9 protein-coding genes and 1 tRNA gene are annotated in these 12,398 nt (G+C 60.1%); all 10 read left to right on the forward strand.

Annotated features, from left to right (window positions below; translation table 11 throughout):
• Nucleotides 1-99: EF-Tu C-terminal domain-related protein (locus tag ABDB84_RS19865; RefSeq protein ID WP_080248470.1), on the forward strand; the 99-nt coding region annotated here is incomplete at its 5' end.
• A gap of 83 nt (nucleotides 100-182) precedes the next feature.
• A tRNA-Trp gene (locus tag ABDB84_RS19870) sits at nucleotides 183-258 on the forward strand.
• Nucleotides 259-285: 27 nt separating this feature from the next.
• Entirely contained in the window at nucleotides 286-636 is a 351-nt protein-coding gene (gene secE / locus ABDB84_RS19875) for a preprotein translocase subunit SecE (protein ID WP_345921529.1), read from the forward strand.
• A complete protein-coding gene (gene nusG / locus ABDB84_RS19880; protein WP_345921530.1) occupies nucleotides 633-1,169 on the forward strand; it encodes a transcription termination/antitermination protein NusG in 537 nt (178 codons plus the stop codon). The genes secE and nusG overlap by 4 nt, the downstream gene beginning before the upstream one ends.
• A 104-nt stretch (nucleotides 1,170-1,273) precedes the next feature.
• On the forward strand, nucleotides 1,274-1,705 hold the full coding sequence (gene rplK, locus ABDB84_RS19885; RefSeq protein WP_345921531.1) for a 50S ribosomal protein L11: 432 nt from the start codon (nucleotides 1,274-1,276) through the stop codon (nucleotides 1,703-1,705).
• Nucleotides 1,706-1,707: 2 nt separating this feature from the next.
• Nucleotides 1,708-2,406: a 50S ribosomal protein L1 gene (rplA, locus tag ABDB84_RS19890; protein WP_345921532.1), complete on the forward strand. Its 699-nt coding sequence runs from the start codon at nucleotides 1,708-1,710 to the stop codon at nucleotides 2,404-2,406.
• A 285-nt stretch (nucleotides 2,407-2,691) separates the two neighbouring features.
• Entirely contained in the window at nucleotides 2,692-3,222 is a 531-nt protein-coding gene (rplJ, locus tag ABDB84_RS19895; protein WP_345921533.1) for a 50S ribosomal protein L10, read from the forward strand.
• A gap of 36 nt (nucleotides 3,223-3,258) precedes the next feature.
• Entirely contained in the window at nucleotides 3,259-3,633 is a 375-nt protein-coding gene (gene rplL, locus ABDB84_RS19900) for a 50S ribosomal protein L7/L12 (protein ID WP_345921534.1), read from the forward strand.
• A gap of 164 nt (nucleotides 3,634-3,797) precedes the next feature.
• Entirely contained in the window at nucleotides 3,798-7,931 is a 4,134-nt protein-coding gene (gene rpoB / locus ABDB84_RS19905) for a DNA-directed RNA polymerase subunit beta (RefSeq protein WP_345921535.1), read from the forward strand.
• Between the two features lie 27 nt (nucleotides 7,932-7,958).
• Complete coding sequence (gene rpoC, locus ABDB84_RS19910; protein WP_345921536.1) at nucleotides 7,959-12,182, forward strand: DNA-directed RNA polymerase subunit beta'; 4,224 nt, start codon at nucleotides 7,959-7,961, stop codon at nucleotides 12,180-12,182.
• Nucleotides 12,183-12,398 lie beyond the last annotated feature (216 nt).

Raw genomic sequence — 12,398 nt, forward strand, 5'->3', positions numbered from 1 at the left:
CTGATCGCGCCGATCGCCATGGAAGAAGGTCTGCGTTTCGCCATCCGTGAAGGCGGTCGTACCGTCGGCGCAGGTGTGGTTGCCAAGATCATCGAGTAATACGTAGTGCGGGCTGCGCAAGCGGCTCTGAAGTGATGCAGCGCTCGGGGAGAAATTCCCGAGCGCTTTACAGTCTAAAGCGCAGGGGCATAGCTCAATTGGCAGAGCGTCGGTCTCCAAAACCGAAGGTCGGGGGTTCGAGACCCTCTGCCCCTGCCACCATTAACAAGCAGGCTGTACAAAAAGATGGCCGATAAAATCAAGTTTGCGGTAGCAGTCCTGCTGGTCATTGCGGGCTTGGCCGGTTTTTACCTTCTCGGCAATGCAGCGCTGGTGTTGCGCGTGTTGTCCGTGATTGCAGGTGTTGTGGCCGGTGCCGCAATTGGCTGGACGACCGAGCCGGGTCAGCGCTTTGCTGGCTTTGCGCGTGATGCCATTGCTGAGGCACGCAAGGTTGTGTGGCCCAATCGCAAGGAAACCCTGCAGACGACTGCGGCGGTTTTTGCGTTTGTGGTGGTGATGGCCATCGTGTTGTTTGTGATCGACAAAAGTGTCGAGACGCTTGTGTACAACGTGATCCTCGGGTGGAAGTCATGAGCGGCAAACGCTGGTATGTCGTGCACGCTTATTCCGGCTTCGAGAAGTCGGTGCAGCGTGCGTTGACCGAGCGCGTCGCGCGTTCGGGTCTGCAGGACAAGTTTGGCCAGATCCTCGTGCCGGTTGAGGAAGTGGTTGAAATGAAGGGCGGTCAGAAGAGTGTTTCTGAGCGCAAGTTCTTCCCCGGTTATGTGCTGGTCGAAATGGACATGGACGATGAGTCCTGGCACTTGGTGAAGAGCACGCCCAAAGTCACCGGTTTTGTCGGTGGTACGGGAACCAAGCCGACTCCGATTTCCGAAAAGGAAGTCGAGAAGATCATGCACCAGATGCAAGAGGGCGTAGAAAAGCCGCGCCCCAAGGTGCTCTTCGAAGTGGGCGAATACGTTCGCGTCAAGGAAGGTCCTTTCACCGATTTCAATGGCAATGTCGAAAGCGTCAACTACGAGAAGAGTCGTCTGCATGTCTCGGTGACGATTTTCGGGCGTGCCACGCCGGTCGAGCTCGAATTCGGCCAGGTCGAAAAAGTCTGATTTCACAGGGCAGCGCCGGAGCTGCCCGCTTGTTCATCTCCGGCAAAGAGGAGCGCCAGTAGTTTCGGCGAACGCGCGCTACTACTCATCAACAAGGAGCCGTCATGGCAAAGAAGATCGTTGGCTACGTAAAGCTGCAAGTCCCCGCGGGCAAGGCAAATCCTTCGCCCCCTATCGGTCCGGCGCTTGGTCAGCGCGGCCTGAACATCATGGAATTCTGTAAGGCTTTCAATGCACAGACCCAAGGTCTGGAGCCGGGTCTGCCGATTCCCGTGGTGATTACCGCCTACGCCGACAAGTCCTTCACCTTCATCATGAAGACGCCGCCGGCGACCGTGCTGATCAAGAAGGCTGCTGGCATCAAGTCCGGTTCGGCCAAGCCGCACACCGACAAGGTTGGCAAGATCACGCGTGCCCAGGTCGAAGAAATCGCCAAGACCAAGATGAAAGATTTGACTGCTGGTGATCTGGAAGCGGCTGTCCGCACCATCGCCGGTTCGGCCCGCAGCATGGGCATCACCGTGGAGGGCCTCTAATCATGGCAAAGCTCTCGAAGCGCGTTCAAGCCCTGCGTGGCAAGGTTGACCGTGAAAAGCTGTACGTCGCGACTGAAGCACTGTCGCTGGTGAAGGAACTGGCCACGGCCAAGTTCGATGAATCGATCGATGTGGCGATCAATCTTGGCGTCGATGCCAAGAAGTCCGACCAGATCGTGCGTGGCTCGGTTGTGCTGCCTGCCGGTACCGGCAAGAGCGTGCGCGTGGCGGTGTTCTGCCAAGGCGCCAAGGCTGAAGAAGCACGCGCTGCTGGCGCCGATGTCGTCGGTTTCGACGACCTGGCTGAACAAGTCAAGGCGGGCAATATCGATTTCGATCTGTGCATCGCAACGCCGGACGCCATGCGCGTGGTCGGTGCGCTGGGTCAGATCCTCGGCCCGCGCGGCCTGATGCCGAACCCGAAGGTGGGCACGGTGACCATGGACGTGACCACGGCCGTGAAGAACGCCAAGGCTGGTCAAGTTCAGTACCGTACCGACAAGGCAGGCATCATCCACGCCACCATCGGTCGTGCATCGTTCGAAGTGGCTTCGCTGCAGCAAAACCTGGGCGCGCTGATCGAAGCGCTGGTCAAGGCCAAGCCGGCCGCAGCCAAGGGTGTGTACCTGCGCAAGATCGCACTGACCTCCACCATGGGTGCAGGCGTGCGCGTTGAGCCGGCTTCGGTTCAACAGCAGTAATCAACAAGTCGGGCATCGCGTGCAAACGCCGATGCCCGCAGGGCTTTGGGCCTGTCGGCAAGCTGCACTAGGTTTGCCGGCAGGGTTGTCAAAGACCGTTGGGGGAACAGTTTCGGCTGTTGCTTAATCGGTGCGCAAGCACTGCCCAGCGCAGATGGCGCTACCCGAAAACAGGTTTCCTGCTTGCTGCATCGATGATGCGACAAGCCCCTGAATTTGAGGTCGCCGTTGTTGGGTTTTCGTTTCGTGCAAGCGGAGCGAAGCCCTTAATTTAAGGAGCTGACCTTGAGTCTCAATCTAGATGACAAGAAGGCTGTAGTGGCCGAGGTGTCTGCACAGGTTGCGAACGCTCAAACGATCGTGGTCGCCGAGTACGCTGGCATTGAGGTGGGACACCTCACCGTGCTGCGTGCAAAGGCTCGCGAACAGGGCGTTTACCTGCGTGTGCTGAAGAACACCTTGGCTCGGCGTGCAGTGGCTGACACTGCATTTGCCGGCCTTGCCGATCACCTCGTCGGTCCGCTGATCTATTCGATCAGCGCTGACGCAGTGGCTCCGGCAAAGGTGCTCGCCGACTTTGCAAAAACCAATGACAAGCTGGTCCTCAAAGCAGGTAGCTATGGCGGCAAGGTGCTGGACAAGGCTGGCGTGCAAGCGCTCGCTTCCGTTCCGACCAAGGAAGTGCTGCTGGCGCAACTGCTGGGCCTCATGCAGTCGCCGATCTCTGGCTTCGCACGCGCAATTGCCGCCGTCGCAGCTCAGAAGGCCGGTCCTGCAGCGGAAGAGGCTCCGGCCGAAGCCGCAGCCGAAGCTTGATTTTATTGCAACCAATTTCAAATTCAGGATATCAAAATGGCATTCGATAAAGACGCATTCCTGTCCGCACTGGACAGCATGACCGTTCTGGAACTCAACGACCTGGTCAAGGCGATTGAAGAGAAGTTCGGCGTTTCTGCTGCTGCAATGGCTGCTCCGGCTGCTGGCGGCGGTGCCGCTGCTGCTGCAGTGGAAGAGAAGACCGAGTTCACCGTGATGCTGCTGGCAGCCGGTGACAAGAAGGTTGAAGTCATCAAGGTTGTGCGTGCTGCAACCGGCCTGGGCCTCAAGGAAGCCAAGGACGTTGTGGATGGCGCACCGAAGGCTGTCAAGGAAGGTATTGCCAAGGCCGATGCCGAAGCACTCAAGAAGCAGCTGGAAGACGCAGGCGCCAAGGTCGAGATCAAGTAATCTCGCCCCTTGCGACTCAGGGTTGGCAGTCAAGGCTGCCAACCCTTTTGTGCTTTGTTGAAGCAGTTTGTTGACTGTTGAAACACGAGGCTAAAAACCAGTCCTGTCATACCGACAGACCTGATTTTTGTCCTCTCCCGTCGGACAATTGATACGGAGCATCTATGGCGTACTCCTACACCGAGAAAAAACGCATTCGCAAGAGTTTTGCAAAACGTGCGAGCGTACTGAATGTCCCTTTCCTGCTGGCTACCCAGCTGGAGTCCTACACCAACTTCCTGCAGGCGGATGTGCCGCCGGCGACGCGCAAGAACGAGGGTTTGCAAGCCGCATTCACCTCGATCTTCCCGATCTCTTCTCACTCGGGCAATGCGCGCCTGGAGTTTGTGCATTTCATTCTCGGTGAGCCGGCCTTCGATGTGAAGGAATGTCAGCAACGTGGTCTGACCTTCGCCTCGCCGCTGCGCGCCCGCGTGCGCCTTGTCATCATGGACAAGGAAGCACCGAAGGAGACCATCAAGGAAGTCAAGGAGCAGGAAGTGTACATGGGCGAAATTCCGCTCATGACGACCACCGGCTCCTTCGTCATCAATGGTACCGAGCGTGTCATCGTGTCCCAGCTGCACCGTTCGCCGGGCGTGTTCTTCGAGCACGATCGCGGCAAGACGCACAGCTCGGGCAAGCTGCTGTTCTCGGCACGCATCATTCCTTACCGTGGTTCCTGGCTGGACTTCGAGTACGACCCGAAGGACTTCCTGTTCTTCCGCGTTGACCGTCGTCGCAAGATGCCGGTGACGATCCTGCTCAAGGCGATCGGCATGACGCACGAGCAGATCCTCGCCACCTTCCACGACTTCGACAATTTCGAATTCGCCGGCAGCGATGTGCGCTTCGAACTGCTGCCTGACCGCCTGCGCGGTGAAGTGGCACGTTTCGACATTCTTGATCCGAGCGGCAACGTGATCGTCGCCAAGGACAAGCGCATCAATGCCAAGCACATCCGTGAGATCGTCGCAGCGGGCATCAACACCATCGTCGTGCCGGAAGACTTCGTGGTTGGCCGCGTGCTGGCCACCGACATCCTCGACCCGGAAACGGGCGAAGTGCTGGCGCGCGCCAATGACGAGCTGACCGAAGAGCTGCTGGCCAAGCTCTCGGTGGCTGGCGTCAAGAGCTTCAAGACCCTCTACATCAACGATCTGGACCGCGGCGGTTACATCTCGCAGACCCTGCGTTCGGACGAAACCCTGGACCAGTGGCAGGCGCGTGTGGCGATCTATCGCATGATGCGCCCGGGCGAGCCGCCCACCGAAGATGCGGTGGAGTCGCTGTTCAACGGCCTGTTCTACTCGGAAGAGCGTTACGACCTGTCGACCGTCGGTCGCATGAAGTTCAACCGTCGCGCCTATCCGGAAAAGTTCGACGACAAGTCGCCTGACTGGCTCAAGCGCTTCTACGAAACCGTCGGTCCGCGTGACGAGACGGGTTCGGGCGTGCTGTCCAACGAAGACATCCTGGCCGTTATCGGCGTGCTCATCGAGCTGCGCAACGGCCGTGGCGAAATCGACGATATCGATCACCTCGGCAACCGCCGTGTGCGTTCGGTCGGCGAGCTGGCCGAGAACCAGTTCCGCGCCGGTCTGGTGCGTGTCGAGCGTGCCGTCAAGGAACGCCTCGGTCAGGCCGAGAGCGACAACCTGATGCCGCATGACCTGATCAACGCCAAGCCGATCTCGGCCGCGATCAAGGAGTTCTTCGGTTCGTCCCAGCTGTCGCAGTTCATGGACCAAACCAACCCGCTGTCGGAAATCACCCACAAGCGCCGCGTGTCGGCCCTTGGCCCGGGCGGTCTGACGCGTGAGCGTGCCGGCTTCGAAGTGCGTGACGTGCATCCGACCCACTACGGTCGTGTGTGCCCGATCGAAACGCCGGAAGGTCCGAACATCGGTCTGATCAACTCGCTGGCTGTGTACGGTCGCACCAATGCCTACGGCTTCCTCGAAACGCCGTACCGCAAGGTCAATGATGGTCAGGTGACTGACCAGATCGACTACCTGTCGGCGATCGAAGAAGGTCAGTACGTCATCGCCCAGGCCAATGCCGACGTCAATGACGCTGGCCAGCTGATCGGCGACCTGGTCTCGGCACGTCACAAGGGTGAATTCACCCTGGTCGGCCCTGAGCAGATCCAGTACATGGACGTCTCGCCCTCGCAGATCGTCTCGGTGGCTGCCTCGCTGATTCCGTTCCTGGAGCACGACGATGCGAACCGCGCACTGATGGGCGCCAACATGCAACGTCAGGCCGTGCCTTGCCTGCGTCCGGAAAAGCCGCTGGTCGGTACCGGCATCGAGCGCACCGTGGCTGTTGACTCGGGTACGACGGTGCAGGCGCTGCGTGGCGGCAAGGTCGACTACATCGACGCCGGCCGTATCGTGATCCGCGTGAATGATGATGAAACGGTGCCGGGCGAAGTCGGCGTCGACATCTACAACCTGATCAAGTACACGCGTTCCAACCAGAATACCAATATCAACCAGCGTCCGGTCGTCAAGATCGGTGACCGCATCGGCAAGGGTGACGTCATCGCTGACGGCGCTTCGACCGACCTCGGCGAACTGGCTCTTGGCCAGAACATGCTGGTGGCCTTCATGCCGTGGAACGGCTACAACTTCGAAGACTCGATCCTGATCTCCGAACGCGTGGTGGCCGATGACCGCTTCACTTCGATCCACATCGAAGAGCTGACGGTTGTCGCCCGTGACACCAAGCTGGGCCCTGAGGACATCACGCGTGACATCGCTTCGCTGGGCGAAGTGCAACTATCGCGTCTGGATGAGTCGGGCATCGTCTACATCGGCGCCGAAGTCGAAGCCGGTGACGTGCTGGTCGGCAAGGTCACGCCGAAGGGCGAAACCCAGCTGACGCCGGAAGAAAAGCTGCTGCGCGCGATCTTCGGTGAAAAGGCGTCTGACGTTAAGGACACCTCGCTGCGCGTGCCCTCGGGCATGAACGGCACCGTCATCGACGTGCAAGTGTTCACGCGTGAAGGCATCGAGCGCGACAAGCGCGCCCAGCAGATCATCGACGACATGCTGCGCAGCTACCGTCTCGATCTGGCCGACCAGATGCGCATCGTCGAGCGCGACACCTTCGAACGTATCGAGCGTCTGATCGGGGGTGAAGTGGCCAATGGCGGTCCGAAGAAGCTCGCCAAGGGCACCAAGATCACCAAGGAATACCTGGCCGAGCTGGAGCAATACAACTGGTTCGACATCCGCATGGCCGACGACGCCATCGCCGTGCAACTGGAGCAACTGCGCGAAGGTCTGGAAAAGACCCGCAAGGACTTCGACCTCGCTTTCGAAGCGAAGAAGAAGAAGCTCACGCAAGGCGACGAGCTGCCCCCGGGCGTGCAGAAGATGGTCAAGGTCTATCTGGCTGTGAAGCGTCGTCTGCAGCCGGGTGACAAGATGGCCGGTCGTCACGGTAACAAGGGTGTGGTGTCGAAGATTGTTCCGGTCGAAGACATGCCCTACATGGAGAACGGTACGCCGGTCGACATCGTGCTCAACCCGCTGGGCGTGCCTTCGCGGATGAACATCGGTCAGATTCTCGAGACTCACCTGGGCTGGGCTGCCAAGGGTCTGGGCAACAAGATCGGTGCGATGCTCGCTTCGCAGACCAACGTCAAGGAAATCCGTGGTTTCCTCGACCAGATCTACAACGGCAGCGGCAAGAGCGAAGACATCGTCAGTCTTGATGATCAGGAAGTCATCGAGCTGGCCGGCAATCTGTCGAAGGGCGTGCCCTTCGCCACGCCGGTGTTCGACGGTGCCACCGAAGAAGAAATCGAAGACATGCTCAAACTCGCAGGCATGGATACCGGCGGTCAGGTGACCCTGAGCGACGGCCGTACCGGCGAAGCCTTCGAGCGCAAGGTGACTGTCGGCTACAAGCATGTGCTGAAGCTGCATCACTTGGTCGATGACAAGATGCACGCTCGTTCGACGGGTCCGTACTCGCTGGTGACGCAACAACCGCTGGGTGGTAAGGCCCAGTTCGGTGGTCAGCGCTTCGGTGAAATGGAAGTCTGGGCGCTGGAAGCCTACGGCGCGGCTTACACCCTGCAGGAAATGCTGACGGTGAAGTCCGATGACGTGACCGGTCGTACCAAGGTCTACGAAAACATCGTCAAGGGCGAGCACAAGATCGATGCCGGCATGCCGGAGTCGTTCAATGTGCTTGTGAAGGAAATCCGCTCGCTCGCTATCGATATCGATCTCGAACGTTACTGAGCCCTGACTGGACTGGAGTACTGATACATGAAGAGCCTGCTCGCTGATCTGTTCAAGCAAACCCTGCCGAACGAAGAAGAGTTCGATGCCATTACCATCGGCCTCGCTTCGCCGGACAAAATCCGTTCGTGGTCGTATGGCGAAGTCAAGAAGCCGGAAACCATCAACTACCGTACCTTCAAGCCCGAGCGTGACGGTCTGTTCTGCGCCAAGATCTTTGGCCCGGTCAAGGACTACGAGTGCCTGTGCGGCAAGTACAAGCGCCTGAAGCATCGTGGTGTCATCTGCGAGAAGTGTGGCGTTGAAGTCACGCTCTCCAAGGTGCGTCGCGAGCGCATGGGCCACATCGAGCTGGCCTCGGTGGTGGCGCACATCTGGTTCCTGAAGTCGCTGCCGTCGCGTCTGGGCATGGTGCTCGACATGACCCTGCGCGACATCGAACGCGTGCTGTATTTCGAAGCATTCGTCGTCGTCGAGCCGGGCATGACGCCGCTGACCAAGGGCCAGCTGCTGACCGAAGATGACTACCTCGCCAAGACCGAAGAGTTCGGTGACGAGTTCGTCGCGCTGATGGGCGCCGAAGGTATCCGCGGCCTGCTGCGCGGCATCAACCTGCCCAGCGAAATCGAGCGTCTGCGCAGCGAACTGGCGACCACCGGTTCGGAAGCCAAGATCAAGAAGATCGTCAAGCGCCTCAAGGTGCTGGAAGCCTTCACGCAGTCCGGCATCAAGCCCGACTGGATGATCATGGAAGTGCTGCCGGTGCTGCCGCCGGACCTGCGTCCGCTGGTTCCGCTGGACGGTGGCCGCTTCGCGACCTCCGACCTGAACGACCTGTATCGCCGCGTCATCAACCGTAACAACCGTCTGAAGCGTCTGCTGGAGCTCAAGGCGCCTGAAATCATCGTGCGCAACGAAAAGCGCATGCTGCAGGAGGCCGTCGACTCGCTGCTCGACAACGGTCGTCGCGGCAAGGCCATGACCGGCGCCAACAAGCGTCCGCTCAAATCGCTGGCCGACATGATCAAGGGTAAGGGCGGTCGCTTCCGTCAGAACCTGCTCGGTAAGCGCGTGGACTACTCGGGCCGTTCGGTGATTACCGTGGGCCCGCAGCTCAAGCTGCATCAGTGCGGTCTGCCCAAGCTGATGGCGCTCGAACTGTTCAAGCCTTTCGTGTTCAACAAGCTCGAACTGATGGGCCTGGCGACCACGATCAAGCAAGCCAAGAAGGTCGTCGAATCGCAAGAGCCGGTGGTGTGGGACATCCTCGAAGAGGTGATCCGCGAACATCCGGTCATGCTCAACCGCGCACCGACGCTGCACCGCCTGGGTATCCAAGCGTTTGAACCGACGCTGATCGAAGGCAAGGCGATCCAGCTGCACCCGCTGGTCTGCGTGGCCTTCAACGCCGACTTTGACGGTGACCAGATGGCCGTCCACGTGCCGCTGTCGCTCGAAGCGCAGATGGAAGCCCGCACCCTGATGCTGGCCTCCAACAACGTGCTGTCGCCCGCCAACGGCGAGCCGATCATCGTGCCGTCGCAGGATATCGTGCTGGGTCTGTACTACGCGACTCGCGCTGGCGTGAATGCCAAGGGTGAGGGCATGGCTTTCGTGGATACCAACGAAGTCAAGCGCGCCTACGAGTCGGGTCAGATCTCGTTGCACGCCAAGGTGGCCGTGCGTATCCGCGAAGTCGAGATCAACGAAGCCGGCGAGCGCATCCCCAAGATCACGCGTTACAACACGACCGCTGGCCGTTCGCTGCTGTCCGAGATCCTGCCCGCCGGTCTGCCGTTCTCGGTGATCGACAAGGCGCTGAAGAAGAAAGAAATCTCGCGCCTGATCAACACCTCGTTCCGTCGCTGCGGTCTGCGCGAAACGGTGATCTTTGCCGACAAGCTGATGCAATTCGGTTTCCGTCTGGCAACGCGCGCCGGTATCTCGATCGCCGTCAAGGACATGCTGGTGCCGAAGAACAAGGAAACCATCATCGGCGCGTCCGAAGCTGAGGTGAAGGAAATCGCCCAGCAGTACGCTTCCGGTCTGGTGACCGACGGCGAACGCTACAACAAGGTTGTGGATATCTGGGGCCGCACCGGTGACCAGGTCGCCAAGGCGATGATGGACCAACTCTCCGTGGAAGACGTGGTCGACCGCGAAGGCAAGACGGTCAAGCAAGAGTCCTTCAACTCCATCTACATGATGGCGGACTCGGGCGCCCGTGGTTCGGCTGCGCAGATCCGTCAGCTGGCCGGTATGCGCGGCCTGATGGCCAAGCCGGACGGCTCGATCATCGAAACGCCGATCACGACCAACTTCCGCGAAGGTCTGAACGTTCTGCAGTACTTCATCTCGACCCACGGCGCACGTAAGGGCCTGGCCGATACCGCACTGAAGACCGCGAACTCCGGTTACCTGACGCGTCGTCTGGTCGACGTGACGCAGGATCTGGTGGTGACCGAAGACGATTGCGGCACCTCCAACGGCTTCGTCATGAAGGCGCTGATCGAAGGCGGTGAAGTGGTTGAGCCGCTGCGCGAGCGTATCCTCGGCCGCGTGACGGGTGACGACATCATCAATCCGGAAACGCAAGAAACCGTGATCTACGCCGGCGACTTGCTCGACGAAGACGCTTGCGACCTGATCGATGCCCTGGGCGTCGATGAAGTGCGCGTGCGCACTCCGCTGACTTGCGAAACCCGTTACGGTCTGTGCGCCAAGTGCTATGGCCGCGATCTGGGCCGTGGCCAGCTGGTCAATGCCGGTGAAGCCGTCGGCGTCATCGCTGCACAGTCGATCGGTGAGCCGGGTACCCAGCTGACCATGCGTACCTTCCACGTCGGTGGTGCCGCATCGCGTTCGGCCGTGGCCAGTTCGGTGGAAGCCAAGTCCACCGGTACGATCCGCTTCCAGGCCGGCAACATGCGTTACGTGACCAACGCCAAGGGCGAGAAGATCGTCATTGCGCGTTCGGCTGAGATCATCGTGGCTGACGATGCCGGTCGCGAGCGCGAGCGTCACAAGCTGCCGTACGGCGCGACCCTGCTGGTCGACGAAGGCAAGACCGTCAAGGCCGGCACCCAGCTGGCGACCTGGGATCCGCACACGCGCCCCATCGTTGCCGAGCACGACGGTTCGATCAAGTTCGAAAACGTCGAAGAAGGTTCGACCGTTGCCAAGCAGATCGACGAAGTCACCGGTCTGTCGACCCTGGTCGTCATCGATGCCAAGCGTCGTGCCGGTACCTCGCCGTCCAAGGGCGTGCGTCCGCAAGTCAAGCTGCTCAACGAGCTGGGCGAAGAGGTGAAGATCCCCGGTACCGATCACTCGGTCACCATCACCTTCCAGGTCGGCTCGCTGATCACCGTCAAGGACGGTCAGCAGATCCACAAGGGCGACGTGCTGGCACGTATCCCGCAAGAATCTGCCAAGACGCGTGACATTACCGGTGGTCTGCCGCGCGTGGCCGAGCTGTTCGAAGCGCGTGCGCCGAAGGATGCCGGTATGCTGGCCGAATACACCGGCGCGCTGTCGTTCGGTAAGGACACCAAGGGCAAGCAACGCCTGGTCATCACCGAGCCCGATGGCACGGTGCATGAGTTCCTGATTCCGAAGGACAAGCACGTCATGGTGCACGATGGTCAGATCGTCCAGCGCGGCGAACTGATTGTTGACGGTCCGGCCGATCCGCACGACATCCTGCGTCTGCAGGGCGTCGAAGCGCTGGCGCGTTACATCATCGACGAAGTGCAGGACGTCTATCGTCTGCAAGGCGTGAAGATCAACGATAAGCACATCGAAGTGATCGTGCGTCAGATGCTGCGTCGCGTCTCGGTCACCGATCCGGGCGACACCAAGTTCATCCGCGAAGAGCAGGTCGAACGCTCCGAGCTGCTGGACGAGAACGACCGCGTCGTGGCCGACGGCAAGGTGCCGGCGACTTACGAACACATGCTGCTGGGTATCACCAAGGCATCGCTGTCGACCGACTCCTTCATCTCGGCCGCTTCCTTCCAGGAAACGACCCGCGTGCTCACCGAGGCTGCCATCATGGGCAAGCGCGACGAGCTGCGCGGCTTGAAGGAAAACGTCATCGTCGGCCGCCTGATCCCCGCCGGTACGGGTCTGACCTACCACCGCACGCGTCGCGCGCAATCGGCAGGTCTGGATCTGGCCAGCGACTTCCTCAGCGGTGGCAATGCCGAAGTAGTTGTCGAATCGAGCAGCGAAACGCCCGCCGAGGGCTGATGCTGGCTTGACGGACTGACGCGGGGCTCCTATAATCCCGCGTCTTTGAGTGAGCCGGTACTCGCGTGCCGGCTCTAGTTTTTGTAGTACTTATTGATTGCGGCCCGAAGCAGTTTGTTGGGGGTGGTTCCCCGTGCTGGTGGTGCGATCCGAGGAAAATGAATGCCAACCATTAACCAGCTTGTCCGCCAAGGGCGCCAGGCGATCGTCACCAAG

The sequence above is a fragment of the Uliginosibacterium sediminicola genome, assembly GCF_039631295.1.
Taxonomy (GTDB): Bacteria; Pseudomonadota; Gammaproteobacteria; order Burkholderiales; family Rhodocyclaceae; genus Viridibacterium; species Viridibacterium sediminicola.